The organism is Sinobaca sp. SA16-1 (assembly GCF_059510515.1).
In genome coordinates this window covers 26,549-46,921 of record NZ_JCAKFL010000001.1, presented here as the reverse complement: position 1 = coordinate 46,921, position 20,373 = coordinate 26,549, and the positions used below count along the sequence as shown (strand labels likewise).

Below are 20,373 nucleotides of genomic sequence, written 5' to 3'. Positions count from 1 at the left end.
CTTTCGTAAATAAAGAATACAAGCCGTAAAGCTTCATTAATGAAAAGATACCTGAAAGGAAGGGTACAGCATGGAAGAAGAACGCAGACAAATATTACGCATGATTGAAGAGGGCAAGATTTCAGCAGAAGAAGGGGTCCGCCTTTTAGAAGCATTGTCCGCTGATAAAGGCAGCTCCTCCCGTTCCGGCAGAAAAAACGGCTCCACGCGGTTTAACCAGCGTTCCTCTGCCGGTTCCGGCTCTGATCCATTCAATATTTTCCGCGAGGCGGCCGGACGTGCGTTTCAGCGCAGAGACCGTCAGCCGCCATTCGACAGAGAGAAAAAAATGTTCCAGGAATGGTCGGACCAGGCAAGTTCCTTTGTAGATACGGCCGTTAAAAAAGTAAGGGAAATGGACCTTGATTTTAACTTTGGTCCTTATACAGAAGTAAGCCATACGTTTGAGCTGCAGCATCTAAGTGATAAAAACATCGAGTTTGCTCTTGAAAATGGTTCGTTTGAATGGAAAACATGGGACATGCCCGGTATTAAAATCGACTGCCGTGTGAAAGTGTATCAGGAGGAGTCGGAAGAACAGGCTTCCAGCCGCTTTCTAAACGATGCCGAATTTGGTTCGGAAGACGGCCGCCTGCTGTTCCGCACGAAATCCAAATCCATAAAAGTGGATGCGGTTGTGTATGTTCCATCCAAGCGGTACGAGTCTATTAAATGGCACACGTTTAACGGCCATTTAAAAGGGGAATCTATCGATACAGACCGCTTCTCCGCCAAGGCTTCAAACGGTTCCCTTTTCTTCCGGGATGTTCAGGCCTCCCGTATGTTTGTGGAAACGGGCAACGGTCCGATTACCCTTCAGGGAGGCAGTGTGGATCTTGCTACGCTGAAAACCTGGAACGGTTCTGTTATCTGCCGCGCAGAAGTTAAAGACCTCGAAGTGGAAGTGTTCAACGGTTCTGTTACCGGTATTCTTTCCTACAATGAAGATGCGAAAGCAGTCATTCAGGCCAAAACAGGCAATATTGATCTGGAGCTGGAACCTTCAGCCCGTACGGACGGCCATCTGGAAACTATGACAGGGACGTATCACAATGATCTAGCCGAAGTGGAAATACTGGAAGAACAAAAAGAGTTTGTCCAAAAATCAGTGCGGTTTATGTCGCGTCCAACTGCTTCTCCTACACTAAGGCTGGAGGCGTTGACGAAGACGGGCTCCATTACAGTGAAGCCAAAGGTATAACCCGCAGACAAGGAGATGTATGATGAAAAAATTGTATCGTTCCGAAACCGATAAAATGCTTGCAGGAATATGTGGGGGACTGGCGGATTATTTAAACGTTAATACGACCCTTGTGCGGGTCAGCACCGTCATTCTTTCCCTGCTGACGTCAGGGTTTCCTATTCTTATTATTTATATCGTATTAGCGTTCGTGCTGCCTAAAGAAGGAAGCACGAGCTGATGCTGGGCTGTTTAACGCCTTTTCTTGTTAATACGCTGACGCTTATGGCAGTAGCGGGTATCTTTAATGGATTCCACCTTGAAGGTTTCGGCGCAGCGCTGATGGCGGGTATTATTCTGACGGTTGTTAACTTTTTCATCCGTCCGCTTCTCGTGCTGCTGACGCTGCCATTTACCGTTGTTACATTCGGTTTATTTATATTCGTTATTAATGCGCTCATGCTTATGCTGACAGCCGCATTAATGGGCAGCGCTTTTGAAATTTCCGGATTCGGCATGGCCCTGCTGGCTTCTGTCATCATAGCCCTGCTGAACATGGTACTTTCCAATTTCATTGCGGATCCTTTAAGCAAAGGAAGCCGCCGCTGATACCCAGCTATTCCTGACAGGATGCCGTCTTTCGGCATCCTGTTTTTCATAGGCAGGCAACGTTATCCTTTGCCTCCAAATCATGCTACAATGAAAAAAGTGACAGCGCCCGGATGGGCAAGAACGAGTGGAGGGAATAGCATGGCGAAGGTGACAGCAAAGGACCTGGTCGAGCATTTTGATTTTGAGGTGCTTGCCGGAAATGAAGGCGTGTATCGTGCAATTACAACAAGTGATATTTCCCGGCCGGGAATTGAGATGGCCGGTTATTTTACGTATTACCCTGCAAAACGGCTGCAGCTTCTCGGAAGAACGGAGCTTTCTTTTTACCAGCAGCTCAATGAGGAAGAAAAGCAGGAACGCATGGAAAAGCTGTGTACATATGATACGCCGGGCATTATTATTTCCCGGGATCTGACCGCACCGGATGAATTAATCAACAACGCCAATAAAGTCGGCGTGCCCCTGATGCGGGCAGACGTCACGACGACAAGGCTGAGCAGTCAAATCACCACGTTTTTGGAGACGAAGCTGGCCAAGTCAACAGCAATGCACGGCGTCCTGATGGACATTTACGGTATTGGCGTGCTTCTAACCGGAGCAAGCGGCGTTGGTAAAAGCGAAACAGCCCTGGATCTCGTGCGCCGCGGCCATCGTCTCGTCGCAGATGATTCCGTGGAAATCCGCCAGGAGCAGGGCAACACGCTTGTTGGACGCGCGCCTGATTTAATTCAGCACCTGCTGGAAATCCGCGGCCTCGGCATTATTGACGTTATGACTCTGTTCGGTGCCGGAGCGGTGCGTCCGTTTAAACGGATCGCGCTTACGATTAACCTGGAGCTCTGGGATGATAAAAAAGCCTATGACCGGCTGGGCATCGAAGAAGTAACGGTGAAAATTATTGATTCCGAAATACCAAGGCTGACTATTCCGGTCAGACCGGGAAGAAACCTCGCCGTTATCGTAGAGGTGGCAGCGATGAATTTCAGGTTGAAACGAATGGGAATAAATACCGCGCAGGAGTTTTCGGACCGCCTGACCGGTGTGATTGAAGAAGGCGACAAAGAAGATTTCTAAGAAGAGGTGACAAGCATTGTTATTTTCAATACAGCCCATCGACCGGACGGCCATTGAAATTGGGTCGCTGACGGTTTACTGGTATGGGATTATTATAGGACTCGGCGCTGTGCTCGGTTATATTATTGCCAACCGGGAAGCGAAAAAAAGAGGCCTGCCTGATGATATTATTGCGGACCTGCTTATCTTTGCAGTGCCGATCGCGATTATTTCCGCGAGATTGTATTACGTATTATTCAGCTGGGATTATTATTCGCAGAATCCCGGCAGCATTTTAGCCGTCTGGGAAGGCGGACTCGCCATTCACGGGGCGTTAATCGGCTCCGTAATCACAGCCGTTGTTTTTGCCCGCGTCCGGAAGATATCATTTTGGAAGCTGGCTGATATTACAGCACCAAGTATAATACTTGGTCAGGCCATCGGGCGCTGGGGTAACTTTATGAATCAGGAGGCCCACGGAGGCCCGGTAACGCGGGAGTTTCTGGAAGGCCTGTTTCTTCCCGACTTTATCGTAAACCAGATGTTTATAGATGGTATTTATTATCATCCGACCTTTTTATATGAATCCTTATGGAACCTGGCCGGGTTTGCAGTACTGATCTGGCTCCGCCGTTTCAACCTGCGCCGCGGGGAATTGTTCCTTTCTTATGTGATCTGGTATTCGGCCGGACGCTTCTTTATAGAAGGAATGCGAACAGACAGCCTAATGATCGGCGAGGTCCTGCGCACCGCTCAGGTAATTTCCATCGTGCTTATTGCAGCTGCATTTATTCTCATGTGGTACCGCCGTTGGAAAATGAACGTAACCGCGCACTATCTGGATGATGACGGCGGCGGCCTGAAAAAAGAAAAGCCGGCCGCAAAGAGTCCGTCGAAAAAACAAAAGAAAAAATAAGGAGGCTGACCATGGCCGTTAATACTATGCTGTTCGATTTGGACGGTACGTTAATTAATACGAACCCGCTGATTATTTCCTCTTTTGAATACACGCTGAATCACTATTATCCGGGGGCCTACAGCCGTGACGACATCATCGGAATGATCGGCACGCCGCTCCTGGAGAATTTCGAAGATATAGATGCCGCCCGTGCACCGGAGCTGGTAAAGACATATCAAACGCACAATATGGAACATCATGATGCATTAATTGAAGAATACGCAGGAGTGAAAGAAGCGATTCACTCCCTTCATGAAAAAGGCTTCAAGCTGGGCATTGTGACAACTAAAAGACGGGAAGCGGCGCTTCGAGGCGCTGAAAAAATGGGGCTGCTTTCCTATTTCTCAACGATGGTGGCTATTGAAGACGTCGAGAACGCCAAGCCTCATCCGGAACCGGTTCAGCTCGCGATGGCGATTCTCGGTTCCGTACCGGAAGAAACGATTATGGTAGGCGACAGCCAGTATGACATTCTATCCGGACAGAATGCCGGCGTGAAAACGGCCGGTGTTTCCTGGACAATTAAGGGAGAAGAATGGCTGCAGACGTTTGAGCCGGACCATATGCTTCAGGATATGCGCGAACTGTTACGGCTTTATGATGGAGTGCATATCTAATGCGACGCACGGACCGTTACCCTGTTACTTCGTCGAACGCTCTGTGGCAGGTATACAAAACGGTGTCGTTCTGGAAAGTAATGAAAAATTTTATCGTCATCCAGATGGCCCGGTACACGCCGTTTCTTTCAATGAAAAACTGGCTGTACCGGACCTTTCTCGGGATGAGAGTCGGGGAGCAGACCGCATTTGCCCTGATGGTTATGGTAGATGTGATGTTTCCGGAAAAAATTACAATCGGGAAAAATACGATTATCGGCTACAACACGACGATCCTCACCCATGAATATTTAATTGATGAATATCGGCTCGGTGACGTGATTATTGGAAGCAATGTAATGATAGGGGCCAACACGACGATACTTCCCGGTGTCACGATCGGGGACGGAGCGGTCGTATCAGCTGCAACGCTTGTGTATAAAGATGTACCGGCTGGTGCGTTTGTCGGAGGCAATCCGATGATCGAAATAAAGAAGCCATAAAGCCGGACACTCCGGCTTATAAAAAAAGAACCACACCCGCTGTTTTGCGGACAGCCAGAAGCTTCTTTTGCCAAAAAAGAAGCTTTTTTCTTTCCAGGTGGTTTTCTATTGACCCCTCCCTGAATTGTGTGTAAACTACAAAATATATTCTTTACCTTAGTAGTACATTAGCGAACTAAAGCAAATAGATGAGCAATTAAAGGAGAGTTACCATAAATGAGCCAGCCTTTTATGTTTGAAAAGCCCGTAGGAATGAGAGACAGGCTGCCTGGATATTTTCAGGCGAAAGATGCAATCCGCCGTTCGATTGCAGAAGAAATGGAAAAATGGGGATACTTAACCATCGAAACGCCGACGCTCGAATACTATGAAACCGTCGGAAATGCTTCAGCAATTCTTGATCAGCAGCTGTTTAAACTGCTCGATCAGCAGGGCGATACGCTTGTACTTCGTCCGGATATGACAGCACCAATCGCAAGAGTGGCAGCTTCAAGCCTGCAGGATCAGGCGTTTCCACTCCGCCTTTCCTACCATACTAATTTATTCCGTGCCCAGCAGCGGGAAGGCGGCCGTCCTGCAGAATTTGAACAGGTCGGCGTCGAGCTGATCGGTGACGGCACGACGAGCGCCGACGGTGAAGTGATTGCCCTGATGGCAGCCGCACTGGAAGGAACCGGACTGAAAGATTTCCGCATTGCAGCAGGCCACATTGGATTTGTGAACGCACTGCTCGTGGATGTGCTTGGAAACGATGAGCGAGCAGATGAGCTGCGCCGCTTTTTATATGAAAAAAATTACGTAGGCTACCGCTGGCACGTAAAGCAGCTTCCATTATCGACAATTGATAAAAACAGGCTGCTCAGCCTCCTTAAGCTGCGCGGGGGAGAGTCCGTGCTCGAAGAAGCATCCGCCTTAAGCAGTCACCCGCAGGCAAAAAAAGCCATTGAAGACCTCCGCCAGCTGTTTGACGTGCTGAGAGCCTACGGCGTGAGCGAATTAGTTACGCTGGACCTTAATCTGGTCATGCACATGAGCTACTATACGGGCATCGTGTTTGAAGGATATGGCAGCAATCTTGGCGTGCCATTATCAAGCGGCGGGCGCTACGATGAACTCCTGGAGAAGTTTGACCGTCCGGCCCAGGCAACAGGGTTTGGTATTCGCCTGGACCTTCTCGCAGAGGCGCTTCAGCCTTCTGAGAAATTTCCGGAGCCGTCGTGTATCGTGTTCAGCAAAGAGCGCCGTGCAGAAGCAATCGCAGAAGCAGTAAAGCGCAGAAAAAACGGAGAGCGTGTCGTGCTTCAGGACCTGCAGGGGGTAGAAAGCGTGGACCAGCTGAGTGAAGCTTACGCGGATCTGTATTATTACATTGGAAAAAAGAAAGAGGCCGATACGCATGAGTGATTTTTTAACGATAGCAATGCCGAAAGGGCGTATCTTTGAAGAAGCAGTCGATCTGTTAAGAGAAGCGGGCTTTCCCATTCCGCCGGAGTTTGACGACTCCCGTAAACTAATTATAGACGCGCCGGAAGCGAATATGCGTTTTATTCTGGCCAAGCCGATGGACGTGCCCACTTATGTAGAGCACGGTGTCGCAGACCTCGGCGTAGCAGGGAAAGACACGATGATTGAAGAAGAGCGCGACGTATACGAAGTGCTTGATCTTCATATCAGTGCCTGCTATATGGCCGTCGCATCCCTTCCCGGCTATCAGAAAACAGATATCAACCCAAAAGTCGCGTCCAAATACCCGCACCTGGCAGCACAGTACTTCAAAAAACAGGGCGAACAGGTGGAAATTATTAAACTAAACGGTTCGATTGAGCTGGCTCCGATGATTGGGCTCGCCGACCGGATTGTAGATATTGTGTCCACCGGGCAGACGTTGAAAGAAAACGGCCTTGTGGAACTGGAAACGATTGTACCGATTACATCCAGACTGATCGTTAACCCGGTCAGCTATCGAATTAAAGACAAACAAATTGATGAAGTAGTGGAACGGCTCGCGAAAGTGGTAGAGGAGGAGTAATATGCAGATTCAGGAAATAGCCGGAAAGCCTCAGTTAAAGAGAGATGTGGAAACCGGAAACGAAAAGCAGCGTGAAGCGGTAGACGCGATTATTACACGCGTTCGTGAAGAGGGAGATAAAGCGCTCCGCGAACTGACCGAAATCTTTGACAATGTGGAAATAGACGAGCTTTTTGTTACAAAAGAAGAGATGGAGCAGGCGTATGAAGCCTTTGATCCGGAGCATCTGGCATCGCTGCGCCGCGCTATCGTCAACATCCGCGACTTCCATCAGCGCCAGGTGCAGCAGTCCTGGTTTGTCACAAAAGACGATGGAACGGTGCTTGGACAGAAGGTCACGCCGTTTGATTCTGCCGGCGTGTATGTACCGGGCGGAAAAGCGGCCTACCCATCGACGGTGATGATGAATGTAATCCCGGCCCAGACGGCAGGGGTAAAGCGTATTGTGATGGCCACTCCGCCGAACGAAGAGGGGGCAGTTTCTCCAACCGTTCTTGTCGTGGCAGCAGAGCTTGGCGTAGAAACAATCCTGAAAGCTGGAGGCGCCCAGGCTGTAGCCGCGCTTGCCTTTGGCACCGAGAGTGTGGAAGCCGTGGATAAAATTGTCGGTCCCGGCAATGTGTACGTAGCGCTTGCCAAACGCGCCGTGTATGGATGGGTCGATATCGATATGATCGCCGGACCGAGTGAGATTGTTGTACTCGCTGACGAAACAGCCCGCGCCGAGCTTGTCGCAGCCGATATGCTCTCCCAGGCTGAACACGATCAGATGGCCTCCTCCGTTCTCGTGACAACATCACGGGAACTTGCCGAACGAACGAAAGCAGAAATTGAAGAACAGCTTAAAGACCTTCCTAAAAAAGACATCGCCCAGGTTTCGATTAAAGACCACGGTGCGATTTATGTGGCTGATTCGATGGAGGAAGCCGTGCAGGCAGTAAATGATATTGCCCCGGAGCACCTGGAAATTATCACCGCTTTTCCATATGAAATCATGGGGAAAATCCGTCACGCAGGAGCTATTTTTCTCGGGCCTTACAGCCCGGAGCCGCTTGGCGACTATTTTGCAGGGCCGAACCATGTACTGCCGACAAACGGCACCGCCCGTTTTTCGAGTCCGCTCAGCGTGGATGATTTTGTGAAAAAATCAAGCGTTATTTCCTACAGCGAGCAGGCCTTTTTCAGAGATGCTGAAGACGTTACCGCTATTGCACGCATGGAAGGCCTGGAAGCGCACGCCCGGGCTGTGGATATACGTAAAAAGGGGGAGAAAGTCGAATGACGGAACGGAAAGCATCGATTACACGAAAAACAAATGAAACGAATATCACACTCGATTTTCAGGTGGACGGAACAGGAACGAGCCGGATCGAAACCGGCGTTCCTTTCATGACACATATGCTGGATCTGTTTACAAAGCACGGCCAGTTTGACCTGACCGTGGATGCAAAAGGCGACACCGACGTAGATGACCACCATACGACAGAAGATATCGGGATCTGTCTCGGCCACGTACTGAAAGACGCGCTCGGCGATAAAAAAGGCATCCGCCGCTACGGCAATGCCTTTGTACCGATGGATGAAGCGATGGCGCAGGTTGTTGTTGACCTGAGCAACCGGCCGCATCTGGAATTCCGCGGAGAATTTCCGGCTCAGAAGGTAGGAACGTTCGACGTGGAGCTTGTCCATGAATTTCTCTGGAAGTTCGCCCTGGAATCCAGAATGAACCTTCATGTAATTGTGCATTACGGATTTAATACGCATCATATGATAGAGGCTGTCTTTAAAGCATTGGCACGGGCGCTCGATGAAGCGACCCAGCTGGATGAACGCGTGAAAGGTGTACCTTCTACAAAAGGAATGCTGTAATAAACAATAGAGCCTGATTGATAGAAATAGACAAGGAGTGGACGTGCATGATTGGTATTATCGATTATGGAATGGGTAATCTTCACAGCGTAAGCAAGGCGCTTGAACGCCTGGACCAGCCTTACTTTATTTCCGAAGACCCCGAAGAGCTGAACAAAGCAGAAGGTCTGATCCTTCCAGGTGTCGGTTCGTTCAAAGATGCGATGACGCTGCTGAAAGAAAAAAACCAGGAAGACTTTATTAAAAAATGGGCGGCTGACGGCAATCCGCTGCTCGGCATCTGCCTTGGCATGCAGCTGCTGTTTGACGGCAGCGAAGAAAACGGCGATACTGCAGGCCTTGCCTTTCTTCCCGGCTATGCACGCCATTTTTCCAAGCGGAAAGACATGGATCCAGCTTTAAAGATTCCCCACATGGGATGGAATAAGCTCGAATTCCGACTGCCCGATCACGACGTGCTCCGGAATGTGGAAGAAGGCCATGTGTATTTCGTGCACTCCTATGTTATTGAGACAAAAGATGAGGACGTCCTGATCGCTGTTTGTGATTACGCAGGCGACGTGCCGGCTATCGTCGGACGCGGGCGCATTATCGGCACGCAGTTTCATCCGGAAAAAAGCAGTACAGTCGGCATGAGCATTCTTAAAAACTTCGTGACCGACGTAGCAAAGGGGCGGAACACGTATGAGTGATTTTGTATTATATCCGGCTATCGATATGAGAGACGGCAAATGTGTACGCCTTGTACAGGGCGATTACGATCAGGAAACGATTTACGGCGAATCGCCGGTAGATATGGCGCGCACGTTTGAGCAGTCCGGTGCCTCGTGGCTGCACATGGTGGACCTCGATGGCGCAAAGGCCAAAAAGCGGATCAATCATGAGCATGTGCTCCAGGCAGTGAAGCTGAGCATGCGTGTGCAGATCGGCGGCGGTATTCGTACAAAAGAAGATGTAGCCTACTACCTTGACCGTGGAGTCGACCGGGTTATTCTCGGAAGTGTAGCCATCAGCCACCCGGACTTTGCCAAAGAAATGCTTGCCGAATACGGAGAAAAAATTGCGATTGGCCTTGACGCAAAAGACGGCTATGTAGCGGTGAACGGCTGGCTCGAAACGTCTGAAATGACGGCGGTTAACGTTGGGAAAGAAATGGCCGCCCACGGAGCGAAAACGTTTATTTTCACGGACATTGCAAAAGACGGTATGCTATCCGGTCCGAACGTGGACGCCATAGCCGAGCTTGCCCGCGAAACCGGCCGGGAAGTGATTGCCTCCGGCGGTGTCAGCAGTATTGAAGATCTGCAGAAGCTCGCTTCGTACAAAGATAAAGGAATCAGCGGGGCTATTATTGGCAAAGCTGTCTACACAGGCCGGTTTACGATGAAAGATGCTTTAAGAAAGGTGGAGGGCTCATGCTGACCAAACGTATTATTCCGTGTCTGGATGTAAAAGAAGGAAGAGTAGTAAAAGGCATTCAATTCGTAGACCTCCGCGATGCCGGTGACCCCGTCGAACTGGCGGAGATATATGACGCCCAGGGAGCGGATGAGCTTGTTTTCCTTGATATTTCCGCATCGCATGAAGGACGTAAAACGATGGTGGAAGTAGTGGAGGAAGTCGCAGGGGCGCTCGCAATTCCGTTCACGGTCGGCGGGGGCATTCATACCCTCGAGGACATGCGCGCAATTCTACGGGCCGGAGCGGATAAAGTGTCAGTCAATACTGCCGCAGTCGATCGTCCAGAGCTGATCAACGAAGGCGCGGATCATTTTGGATCGCAGTGCATCGTGCTCGCCGTGGATGCCAAATACGAAGAAGCGCTCGGTTCCTGGCGTGTGTATACGCATGGCGGGAGAACACCGACAGACTGGGAAATTCAGGACTGGGTAAAAGAAGCCGTCCGCCGCGGAGCCGGGGAAATTCTCTTAACGAGCATGGATCAGGACGGAGCCAAAACCGGTTTTGATATTAAGCTTCTCCAAACGGTCAATGAAGTCGTAAACGTCCCGGTTATTGCGTCCGGCGGCGCCGGATTGAGCGAACACTTTGTAGGAGCATTTGAAGAAGGAAACGCGAATGCCGCGCTTGCCGCTTCGATTTTTCATTACAAAGAAACGTCCATTGAAGAAGTAAAAACATACTTACGAGAGAAAGGGGTCCGGGTACGATGAACAGCAACAACCTGACCTTTGATGAAAAAGGCTATATACCAGCGATCGTCCAGGATGCCGTGAGCAAAGAAGTTCTGACGCTCGCCTACATGAATGAAGAGTCTCTGCAGAAAACCATCGAAACGAAAGAAACCTGGTTTTACAGCCGTTCCCGCCAGGAACTGTGGCACAAGGGAGAAACGTCGGGCAACATTCAGAAAGTCGAAGACATCCGCTATGACTGCGATGCCGATTCTCTGGTTGTTCTCGTTCACCCGGCAGGTCCTGCCTGCCATACCGGCTCCTACAGCTGCTTTACCTCTTCTCTTCTCGGGGAACAGGTACCGGAGAAGCAGACGGACCGTTTTGCGATCATTAATGAGCTCGAACAGATTATAGCCGAGCGCGAAGCGGAAATGCCGGAAGGGGCGTATACGACGTATTTATTCACCGAAGGGGTGGATAAAATTTTGAAAAAAGTCGGAGAAGAGGCAAGCGAAGTTATTATTGCTTCCAAAAACCGCGATTCGGAAGAGTTAAAGTGGGAAACCGCCGATCTTCTTTATCATCTGCTTGTGCTGTTAAGAGAGCAGAAGCTTCCGCTTGATGACGTCCTGGACGTATTGGGCCAACGTCATAAAAAATAAGATTCTGCGCCCGCTGCCGAAAAGCAGCGGGCTTTTTTACGGGCGATTCCCGATAATAGCACTTTTCTTATCGTTTGAATAAATGATATACTACTCTTATTGCAATCGGGACCCCAATTGGAGGGAGAGAGTGAATGAAGTCATTAACAGAAAAAACCGGCAGAGTACTGCCGTTTCTGCAAAACGAAGAACATTACTTTAAACGCGGCATCCACGCTTTTCAAAAGCGAGAGCTGGATCGCGCGGTCAAATATTTGAAAAAAGCGATTGAAATGGATCCATCCCAGGGGGTGTTTCAATGCCAGCTGGCCGTCGTCTATTCAGACACCGGCGAGTACGAAGAGTCCAACCGCCTGCTCTGGCACGTGCTGGAAGACCTGGACAGCAGCCTGAGCGAATGCTATTTCTTTTTAGCCAATAATTATGTGTACCTTGGTTTATTTGATAAAGCGAAAGAAATGGCAGAAGCCTATCTGGCGATGCAGCCGGAGGGCGATTTTTCCAAAGACGCCCAGGATCTGCTGGATCTGCTGCTCGAAGACGAAGAAGAAGAAAACAATCAGCAGGAAGAAGAGCTGATTATGAAATACGAAAAGTCGGAACGTTTAATGAAAACAAAGCAGTATGCGGAAGCAGATGAGCTTCTGGAAGAAATTATTGCCGACTACCCGGCCTATCTGCCGGCAAAATGCCAGCTTGCCCGGCTCCTGCACGAGCAGGACCGGACCGAAGAAGCGCTGGCGCTTGTAAAAGATATTGTTCAGGAGCATATGTACCTGCCGGCACTGTGCCAGCTCGCCGTACTTTATGCGGAAATGGGCAGGGAAACCGAAGCAAAACAGACAGCAGAACTGCTGCAGAACATTATTCCGCTTGATAAATCGCACCTGTTTTACTCGGCTTCTACGTTATGCCGGCTCGGGTATTACGAAGAATCCCGCCTGCTTTTTGAACGCTACATCAAACGGCATGCGCCGACCCAGGAAGGGTTCCATTTACTTTTCGGAGCATCGGCGTATCAGTCCGGAAGAGCAGTTCAGGCTGAAAAGCAGTGGAAGCAGAGCGTAAACAAAGACAACCAGACGGCCGCCGCCCTGTTGGCACATTGGCGTGGAGACAGTCTTTCCCGGGAAACCGTTCAGTCTGCAGTAAAAGAGCATTACAAGCTGTAAGCAGATTAGTGGACGCCGGTTGGAAAAACTCATACGATGAAACAGAACGATACAACATTCCGACAACAACGAGCAAACAATAAAAAAGGAACCAACCAAAAGGAGGACTTACGCGTGAGTGAAGAAAGAATTTATGATGTAATTATTGCCGGGGCAGGCCCGGCGGGAATGACAGCAGCAGTGTATACTTCTCGTGCAGAGCTTGACACACTTATGCTGGAGCGCGGGATCCCCGGCGGACAGATGGCCAACACCGAAGACGTCGAAAACTATCCCGGCTTTGAGCATATTCTTGGTCCCGACCTGTCCAATAAAATGTTTGAACATGCAAAGAAGTTCGGCGCAGAATATGCGTACGGCGATGTAAAAGAAATTATTGAAGGAAAAGAATATAAAACCGTTATTGCGGGAAATAAAGAATATAAAGCAAGAGCAGTTATTGTAACAACGGGCGCTGAGTACAAAAACCTGGGCGTTCCCGGTGAAAAAGAACTCGGCGGGCGCGGCGTATCCTACTGTGCCGTCTGTGACGGAGCGTTTTTCCGTAAAAAAGAAATTGTCGTAGTAGGCGGAGGAGATTCGGCTGTCGAAGAAGCGGTATATCTTACCCGTTTTGCCGATAAAGTAACGGTTATCCACCGCCGCGATGAACTGCGCGCCCAGAAAATTCTTCAGCAGCGTGCTTTTGTTAACGATAAGATTGACTTTAAATGGAGCCACGTTGTAAAAGAAATTAACGGAGAAAATAATAAAGTATCAAGCGTGACGCTGACGGACCTGAAATCGGGCGAGGACTATGATTTCCCGACGGAAGGTGTATTCGTCTATGTCGGCATGCTGCCGCTTAACAATGCCGTAAAAAATCTCGGCATTACGAACGAAGAAGGCTATATTGTAACCAACGAAGAAATGGAAACGAAGATTCCCGGTATTTTTGCAGCTGGCGATCTTCGTGAAAAAACCCTGCGCCAGATCGTCACGGCCACAGGAGACGGCTCTCTTGCTGCCCAGACGGCTCAAAAGTATGTAGAAGAACTGAAAAACGCCGTCCAGGCATAATAAGGAAGATAATGTAAAAATATTTTAACCTTACTGTAATAGAGATGCAATAAATAGAGGGTATTGCATGAATAACACCATCCCCCTTATTTTATTTTTAAGCACAGGCCGCTGAGCCTGTGCTTTTTTTTACAATAAAGCAGTCGGAATTGGGACCCGTTCTCTCTTTAGAAATGGTGATTTTCTATTTGTGGGAAAAGAAAAGGAATAGTATACTTAAGAATAGGCAATGTGAGGTGATGAGCATGCAGCGGATAACAAATTGTGTTATTCATGATGATAATGGAAAGATACTTATGCTTCAAAAGCCCAGCCGTTTGTGGTGGGTCGCTCCCGGAGGGAAAATGGAACCGGAGGAATCCGTTCAGACTTCCACGGTCAGGGAAATAAAAGAAGAAACAAATATATTAGTGAAAAATCCAAACATACGAGGGATTTATACGATGGTGATTAAAGACCAGGGAAAAACCATTTCGGAGTGGATGCTGTTTGCTTTTGAAGCATCGGAATGGGAAGGAACCGCCTGGGAATATTCACCGGAAGGCCTGCTGGAGTGGATCGATAAAAGCAGTGTGAGCGAATTGGATATGAATCCCGGTGATTATCATATTCTGCAGCATACGCTTTTTGGAAAAGGCGTGATGTACGGAACATTTTATTTTACACCGGATAATGAACTTATCTCTTACCAGTTACATGGGGGAGAACTGAATGAATCTGGAAATGAGAGAGGATGAAGATGCCGTGGGAAACCGTGAAAATGATTTAGATGTAGTTATCATTACGGGAATGTCAGGTGCGGGAAAGACGGTAGCTGTGCAAAGCTTTGAGGATTTAGGCTATTACTGTGTCGATAATCTTCCTCCTGCTATTATTCCAACCTTTATCGAACTGGTGGAATCCTCAGAAGGAAAAGTAAAGAAAATTGCGCTCGTTATTGACCTGCGCGGCAGAGAGTTTTTTGAACATTTATTTGAAACAGTGGATCATTTGTCTGCCAAGCAGAATCTGAATCTTCATATTCTCTATCTGGATGCAAAAGATAATGTCCTCGTGCAGCGCTATAAAGAAACAAGACGCTCCCATCCTCTTGCTGCAGAAGAAGCCCCGCTAGAAGGGATTCAGCAGGAGCGGAATATGCTCGCGGAGCTCAAAGGCCGATCGGCTCAGGTGATTGATACGAGTGAAATGAAGCCCAAACAGCTGCGGGAACGAATTATTCAGTACATTTCCGGGACGGCGAAAGATGTATTTTCTGTTAATATGATGTCTTTTGGGTTTAAATACGGTCTTCCGATCGACGCTGATCTTGTGTTTGATGTAAGATTTCTGCCAAACCCTCATTACGTAGAACTGCTGCAGCCGAAAACCGGCCTGCAGGAGGAAGTGTCTTCCTACGTTCTGAAATGGTCGGAAACACAGGAATTTTTAACAAAATTAATTGATCTTCTTGACTATATGCTGCCTCAGTACAAGAAAGAAGGAAAAAGCCAGCTCATTATTGCGATTGGATGCACCGGCGGAAAACATCGGTCTGTTACATTGGCTGAATACCTTTCTGCGCACTTTTCTTCCTCGTATGCCATGTCTACGACGCACCGTGATATTGAAAAAGCAAAAGGCCTGCTTGTATGAAACGGTCTAACATTGTCGTCTTAGGCGGAGGGACAGGTCTGTCTGTATTACTGAGGGGATTGAAAACCTTTCCGGTCGATATCACAGCCATTGTTACCGTGGCAGATGACGGAGGAAGCTCCGGCCGTCTGCGGAAAGAAATGAACATTCCTCCGCCCGGGGACGTGCGAAATGTCCTTGTCGCCCTGGCAGAGGTGGAGCCTATGATTGAGCAGCTCTTTCAGCACCGGTTTACAACCGGTGAAGGACTGGTCGGGCATTCTCTCGGCAACCTGCTGCTTGCAGGCATGACTTCCATTACAGGTGATTTTGCCAAAGGAATCAGCGAGTTAAGCACCGTATTAAATGTACGCGGAAAAGTACTGCCTTCCTCAAACCAGAGCGTTGTGCTTCATGCAAAAATGATGGATGGAACAACGGTGGAGGGAGAATCAACCATTCCACGGGCTGAGAAGCAGATCCGTCACGTCTTTCTGCGTCCGGAAGGAATTAAAGCGCTTCCAGAAAGCATAAAGGCAATCGAAGAAGCCGATTTAATTGTGCTGGGACCGGGAAGCTTATACACTAGTATTTTGCCGAATCTTTTAGTACCGGGTATTATTGAAGCAATTCAGGATTCCAAAGCAAGAAAAGTATATATCTGCAACGTGATGACGCAAAAAGGAGAAACAGATAACTTCTCCGCATCAGATCACGTACAGGCTATTTTTAATCATACCCATGAGCAGTTCATTGAAACAGTCCTGGTGAACAATGGAGTGATTCCAGATGAGCTCATTGAAAAATATCAAAAAGAGGACGCCTATCCGGTTCCGTATGATGAAGAAAAAATGAGGGCCTTCGGCTGCCGTGTGGTAGAAGACGAATTCATCCGTTACGACGGGATGGTTCTGCGCCATAATGCAGTCAAAGTCGCTCAATCTCTTCTTATGGAGCTGTAGGCGAAGTAGAAAGAGGCGGTGAAAAGCCTATGTCGTCATTTGCAGCAATGACTAAAAAAGAATTAACACAGCTGGAACTAAGAGATTGCTGTGTGAAGGCAGAACTTGCTGCGCTTATTCGGATGAATGGAACGATGACATTTGGAAACGGCCTGCTGACGCTTGACGTTTCTACGGAAAATGCGGCGATTGCCAGGCGCATTTATACGTTGATCAAAAAAGGATTCAACGATATGCAGCTCGAAGTACTCGTTCGAAAGAAAATGCGCTTAAAGAAAAATAACGTTTATATTGTACGGATCAAAGAAAACACCCAGCAGTTTCTGGCGGATCTTCATATTATGGAAGAAAACTACCGGTTTGTCCGGTCTATATCTCCGGATATGATCAAGAAATCCTGCTGCAAACGGGCTTACCTGCGCGGGGCTTTTCTGGCCGGAGGATCGATCAATCATCCGGATACGTCTTCGTATCACCTGGAAATATTCTCGAATTACGAGGAGCATAATTATTCCCTCCGTCAGCTTTTTAAAGAGTTTCACATTCCTTCCAAAAGCCTGGAGCGGAAAAAAGGCTATATTCTATACGTGAAAGAAAGCGAGAAAATAACCGAATTTCTCAGTGTTATCGGTGCCCATCAGGCCCTCCTGTATTTTGAGGACGTCCGGATTATGAAAGATATGCGCAACTCCGTGAACCGTTTGGTGAACTGCGAAACAGCCAACCTCAATAAAACAGTAGGAGCGGCTCTTCGTCAGGTGGAAAATATCCGTCTGATTCAACGGGAAATCGGCCTTGAAAACCTTCCGCATAAAATCAGGGAAATTGCAGAGCTGAGAGTGGAGCACCAGGATGTTACGCTGAAAGAACTGGGCGAAATGGCCTCAGGCGGACCGGTCAGCAAATCAGGTGTGAACCACAGGCTTCGAAAAATTGATGAATTAGCTGAAAAAATCCGAAACGGGGAAACGGTTTCATAGTATAATAGAAGGCATAACTGGCAGCTGGAGGAGATAGACATGGTAGAAGAGAACGTAGAGGTTCAGTTGAAAACAGGTCTTCAGGCAAGGCCGGCGGCTTTGTTTGTACAGGAAGCCAACCGATTTCATTCGGATATTTCCATTGAAAAGGATGGAAAGGTCGTTAACGCCAAAAGCATCATGGGGATTATGAGTCTTGCCGTTCGAAACGGCGCCTCTATAAAGATAATGATCAATGGCAACGATGAAGCAGAAGCCATGAAGGCACTGGTGGACTATGTAAAGAAAGAATAAAGAGCTCTCTCCTCAAAAAAGGAGAGGGTTTTTTAAGGGAAAAAAAGCAAAAACGTGTATATTTTATACAAAAGCTTGTATAGGCGACGTTTGCTGCAGGCCATGCCTGGTTCATTCTTTGTATTTCTAAGCAGTCTTTCTTAAAGAAACGGCGGCACATATAGATGAGCTAATGAAACGGTTTCACCAAAAATCTAAAAAAACCCTCTCCCCATAAGCTGGAGAGAGGGTTTTTTGGATTATTTTTCGTAAACGGTGTCGATCAGGCCGTATTCTTTTGCTTCTTGTGCTGTCATGAAGTTATCACGGTCTGTGTCGCGCTGAATGACTTCAAGCGGCTGACCGGAACGATCTGCTAATATCTGGTTCAGCTTCTCGCGCATTTGAATAATGCGGCGGGCGTGAATTTCGATATCAGAAGCCTGACCCTGCGTGCCGCCGAGCGGCTGGTGAATCATTACTTCACTGTTTGGAAGAGCAAAACGCTTGCCCGGCTCACCGGCTGCAAGAAGAAATGCTCCCATAGAAGCTGCCATACCAACGCAGATAGTAGAAACTTTAGGCTGGATATACTGCATCGTATCGTAAATAGCCATACCTGCAGTGATAGAGCCGCCTGGGCTGTTAATGTAAATAGAAATGTCCTTTTCCGGATCTTCTGCTGCCAAAAACAGCAGCTGGGCTACGATGGAGTTGGACACGTTATCGTCAATTCCAGAACCGAGCATAATGATGCGGTCTTTTAAAAGGCGGGAATAAATATCATATGCTCTTTCCCCGCGGCTTGTTTGTTCAATTACTGTTGGAATTAAGTTCATGTCTTATTTCCTCCTATTATATAAAATGTGTAAACACTGACTCCATAACAGGAAACAGCTGGGCTTCCTGTATTGTTGAGAATAGTTATATCATACTCGAATGGTCAATGTTGGTCAAATAAAAAGCGCTTATTTCTTATCTTTTTATTTTCCAGAGCCAATTCGCTTCTCTTACTATAACAAGAGTAAAGAGAACCTTTCAATCTTCAAAAGCGAAAATAAAAGAATAAGCAGTGCAGAGTGCCTAATAGAGAGTATAACCTATTTTCTGCCTCTTAAAACTATGGAAGATTATATGCCACAGGATAGTTTGGCTTCATGTACGTTTGCTACACTTAGTATGAAGGCCTAATTACATATAGACGATCATTTCACCTATGATATAATAAACGGTAGAAAGCGCTTACAAGAAAGAGAGGTCATTTTATATGAATTTAGAAATGGGATTGTTTCAAAAACAGACGATGAACCTCGTGATGACGCAGGAACTTCGCCAGGCCATTTCATTGCTTCAGCTCTCAACTCAAGAGCTTTCTGATTACATATCGGAGCAGGCTCTCGAGAATCCTCTTATAGAAACAGAAGAACCAGTTCTGGAAGAAAAGGAAACACCTATATACGACAGTCCAGTGATGTGGACGGATGATTATGGAGACGGATATGAAGCCTATGAGGGCAGGAACGAATCCTACCTGGATAGAATCCTGGCCTACGAAGAAGGGCTGGCTGACCATTTATACAGCCAGATCCGCTTTATGGATACAGCAGACCAGAACAGGGAGCTGCTGTTGTATCTGGCCGACAATGTGGATACAAATGGCTACCTGCAGGGAAGCTGGGAAGAAGCGGGCCGTTTCTACAGCATTACAGAAGAAGAATATGAGCAGGGTATCCAAATGCTGCAAAAGCTGGAGCCTGCAGGTGTTGGAGCAAGAAATCTCCAGGAATGCCTGCTTCTGCAGTTAAAAAGAAATCATGCATCTGATCTGCTTGTGATTGAAGTGGTGGAACATCACCTCGAAGACCTGGCAGCAAGAAGATGGAAGCAGATCGCAAAGGCGCTGCATATTTCTGTAGAGGACGTGCAGGGCATTTACGACGCGATTCAGCAGTTGACCCCGCATCCCTGCGCCTGCATTGGAAAAAGTGAATCCGCAGCGATTACGCCGGATGTGTATGTAGAAAAGAAACATGGAGCTTTTACTGTAGTGCTCAACAACGAAAGCCTGCCGAAAATAAGACTCAACAAACAATACCGGCACCTGCTTGAAAGCGGGGAAAAGGGAGAGGCGGGAGAATATGCCCGCAAAAAGTACAAGCAGCTTGTCTGGCTGTTAAAAAGCATTGACCAGCGGCAGACGTCGCTCCGCAAAATCACCGAAGCTATTCTCCGCTTTCAGGAACCCTTTTTTGAGAACGGTCCGTCCGGCATGAAACCGCTGACGCTCAGAGAGATTGCTGAAGAGGCGGAAGTGCATGAATCGACCGTATCACGGACGACTACAAACAAATACGTGCAGACGCCGCATGGATTGTTTGAACTAAAACATTTCTTTTCTGCAGGAATGAACAATGCAGAAGGAGAGCAGACGTCCACCAATGTCATTAAAGAAATAATGAATAAAATGGTGGAGAAGGAAAATAAAATCCGGCCGCTGTCCGACCAGAAGATAGCCGAGCTCATAAAGGAAGAACACGGTATTGCGATCTCCCGGCGCGCTATTGCGAAGTACCGCGGGGAGCTGCAGATTGCGCCGTCTTCCAAAAGAAAACGATATGCCTGATGTTTTAAAAATGAAGGGGCGGGAATGAGCAGGATATAGCTTAAACCGTCC

At 48.0% G+C, this 20,373-nt stretch carries 24 protein-coding genes; 23 read left to right on the top strand and 1 reads right to left on the bottom strand.

Annotated features, from left to right (window positions below; all coding sequences use genetic code 11):
* Positions 1–70 precede the first annotated feature (70 nt).
* The 22 genes from AC5W2J_RS00255 (at position 71) to AC5W2J_RS00150 (ending at position 17,720) form a co-directional block, all read left to right on the top strand.
* Positions 71–1,240: a DUF4097 family beta strand repeat-containing protein gene (locus tag AC5W2J_RS00255; RefSeq protein WP_496057470.1), complete on the top strand. Its 1,170-nt coding sequence runs from the start codon at positions 71–73 to the stop codon at positions 1,238–1,240.
* 22 nt (positions 1,241–1,262) lie between these two features.
* Positions 1,263–1,460 carry a PspC domain-containing protein gene (locus tag AC5W2J_RS00250; RefSeq protein ID WP_496057469.1) on the top strand — a complete coding sequence of 66 codons (198 nt, stop codon included), beginning with the start codon at positions 1,263–1,265 and terminating at the stop codon, positions 1,458–1,460.
* On the top strand, positions 1,460–1,828 hold the full coding sequence (locus AC5W2J_RS00245; RefSeq protein ID WP_496057468.1) for a phage holin family protein: 369 nt from the start codon (positions 1,460–1,462) through the stop codon (positions 1,826–1,828). The genes AC5W2J_RS00250 and AC5W2J_RS00245 overlap by 1 nt, the downstream gene beginning before the upstream one ends.
* Before the next feature lie 141 nt (positions 1,829–1,969).
* Positions 1,970–2,905 carry an HPr(Ser) kinase/phosphatase gene (gene hprK / locus AC5W2J_RS00240; RefSeq protein WP_496057467.1) on the top strand — a complete coding sequence of 312 codons (936 nt, stop codon included), beginning with the start codon at positions 1,970–1,972 and terminating at the stop codon, positions 2,903–2,905.
* Positions 2,906–2,921: 16 nt separating this feature from the next.
* Positions 2,922–3,800, top strand: coding sequence for a prolipoprotein diacylglyceryl transferase (gene lgt, locus AC5W2J_RS00235; RefSeq protein WP_496057466.1), 879 nt, complete (start codon positions 2,922–2,924; stop codon positions 3,798–3,800).
* Between the two features lie 11 nt (positions 3,801–3,811).
* On the top strand, positions 3,812–4,459 hold the full coding sequence (gene ppaX, locus AC5W2J_RS00230) for a pyrophosphatase PpaX (protein ID WP_496057465.1): 648 nt from the start codon (positions 3,812–3,814) through the stop codon (positions 4,457–4,459).
* Positions 4,459–4,941: an acyltransferase gene (locus AC5W2J_RS00225; RefSeq protein WP_496057464.1), complete on the top strand. Its 483-nt coding sequence runs from the start codon at positions 4,459–4,461 to the stop codon at positions 4,939–4,941. Before ppaX ends, AC5W2J_RS00225 begins: the two co-directional genes overlap by 1 nt.
* A gap of 216 nt (positions 4,942–5,157) precedes the next feature.
* The gene (locus AC5W2J_RS00220; protein WP_496057463.1) at positions 5,158–6,345 is read left to right on the top strand and encodes an ATP phosphoribosyltransferase regulatory subunit; all 1,188 of its coding nucleotides are present in this window, start codon (positions 5,158–5,160) and stop codon (positions 6,343–6,345) included.
* Entirely contained in the window at positions 6,338–6,970 is a 633-nt protein-coding gene (hisG, locus tag AC5W2J_RS00215; protein ID WP_496057462.1) for an ATP phosphoribosyltransferase, read from the top strand. Before AC5W2J_RS00220 ends, hisG begins: the two co-directional genes overlap by 8 nt.
* A 1-nt stretch (position 6,971) precedes the next feature.
* On the top strand, positions 6,972–8,252 hold the full coding sequence (hisD, locus tag AC5W2J_RS00210) for a histidinol dehydrogenase (protein WP_496057461.1): 1,281 nt from the start codon (positions 6,972–6,974) through the stop codon (positions 8,250–8,252).
* Positions 8,249–8,839, top strand: coding sequence for an imidazoleglycerol-phosphate dehydratase HisB (hisB, locus tag AC5W2J_RS00205; protein ID WP_496057460.1), 591 nt, complete (start codon positions 8,249–8,251; stop codon positions 8,837–8,839). The genes hisD and hisB overlap by 4 nt, the downstream gene beginning before the upstream one ends.
* A 47-nt stretch (positions 8,840–8,886) precedes the next feature.
* Complete coding sequence (gene hisH / locus AC5W2J_RS00200; protein WP_496057459.1) at positions 8,887–9,531, top strand: imidazole glycerol phosphate synthase subunit HisH; 645 nt, start codon at positions 8,887–8,889, stop codon at positions 9,529–9,531.
* Positions 9,524–10,261 (top strand): 1-(5-phosphoribosyl)-5-[(5-phosphoribosylamino)methylideneamino]imidazole-4-carboxamide isomerase, encoded by a 738-nt coding sequence (gene hisA / locus AC5W2J_RS00195; protein WP_496057458.1) that lies wholly within the window; start codon positions 9,524–9,526, stop codon positions 10,259–10,261. The genes hisH and hisA overlap by 8 nt, the downstream gene beginning before the upstream one ends.
* Positions 10,255–11,013, top strand: coding sequence for an imidazole glycerol phosphate synthase subunit HisF (hisF, locus tag AC5W2J_RS00190; protein WP_496057457.1), 759 nt, complete (start codon positions 10,255–10,257; stop codon positions 11,011–11,013). The genes hisA and hisF overlap by 7 nt, the downstream gene beginning before the upstream one ends.
* Positions 11,010–11,639 (top strand): bifunctional phosphoribosyl-AMP cyclohydrolase/phosphoribosyl-ATP diphosphatase HisIE, encoded by a 630-nt coding sequence (hisIE, locus tag AC5W2J_RS00185; RefSeq protein WP_496057456.1) that lies wholly within the window; start codon positions 11,010–11,012, stop codon positions 11,637–11,639. The genes hisF and hisIE overlap by 4 nt, the downstream gene beginning before the upstream one ends.
* 134 nt (positions 11,640–11,773) lie before the next feature.
* Positions 11,774–12,811 (top strand): tetratricopeptide repeat protein, encoded by a 1,038-nt coding sequence (locus AC5W2J_RS00180; RefSeq protein WP_496057455.1) that lies wholly within the window; start codon positions 11,774–11,776, stop codon positions 12,809–12,811.
* A 114-nt stretch (positions 12,812–12,925) separates the two neighbouring features.
* The gene (gene trxB / locus AC5W2J_RS00175) at positions 12,926–13,870 is read left to right on the top strand and encodes a thioredoxin-disulfide reductase (RefSeq protein WP_120191955.1); all 945 of its coding nucleotides are present in this window, start codon (positions 12,926–12,928) and stop codon (positions 13,868–13,870) included.
* A 245-nt stretch (positions 13,871–14,115) separates the two neighbouring features.
* Positions 14,116–14,607 carry an NUDIX domain-containing protein gene (locus tag AC5W2J_RS00170; protein WP_496057454.1) on the top strand — a complete coding sequence of 164 codons (492 nt, stop codon included), beginning with the start codon at positions 14,116–14,118 and terminating at the stop codon, positions 14,605–14,607.
* Entirely contained in the window at positions 14,582–15,505 is a 924-nt protein-coding gene (gene rapZ / locus AC5W2J_RS00165; protein WP_496057453.1) for an RNase adapter RapZ, read from the top strand. Before AC5W2J_RS00170 ends, rapZ begins: the two co-directional genes overlap by 26 nt.
* Positions 15,502–16,446, top strand: a complete 945-nt coding sequence (locus AC5W2J_RS00160) for a gluconeogenesis factor YvcK family protein (protein WP_496057452.1) — start codon at positions 15,502–15,504, stop codon at positions 16,444–16,446. The genes rapZ and AC5W2J_RS00160 overlap by 4 nt, the downstream gene beginning before the upstream one ends.
* A gap of 29 nt (positions 16,447–16,475) precedes the next feature.
* The gene (gene whiA / locus AC5W2J_RS00155) at positions 16,476–17,426 is read left to right on the top strand and encodes a DNA-binding protein WhiA (protein ID WP_496057451.1); all 951 of its coding nucleotides are present in this window, start codon (positions 16,476–16,478) and stop codon (positions 17,424–17,426) included.
* 39 nt (positions 17,427–17,465) lie between these two features.
* Entirely contained in the window at positions 17,466–17,720 is a 255-nt protein-coding gene (locus AC5W2J_RS00150; RefSeq protein WP_496057449.1) for an HPr family phosphocarrier protein, read from the top strand.
* Between the two features lie 239 nt (positions 17,721–17,959).
* On the opposite strand, the gene clpP is transcribed toward AC5W2J_RS00150, so the two are convergent.
* Positions 17,960–18,538, bottom strand: a complete 579-nt coding sequence (gene clpP / locus AC5W2J_RS00145; protein ID WP_496057447.1) for an ATP-dependent Clp endopeptidase proteolytic subunit ClpP — start codon at positions 18,536–18,538, stop codon at positions 17,960–17,962.
* A gap of 428 nt (positions 18,539–18,966) precedes the next feature.
* Here clpP and rpoN point away from each other — a divergent pair, with 428 nt between their 5' ends.
* Positions 18,967–20,322 carry an RNA polymerase factor sigma-54 gene (gene rpoN / locus AC5W2J_RS00140; protein ID WP_496057446.1) on the top strand — a complete coding sequence of 452 codons (1,356 nt, stop codon included), beginning with the start codon at positions 18,967–18,969 and terminating at the stop codon, positions 20,320–20,322.
* Positions 20,323–20,373 lie beyond the last annotated feature (51 nt).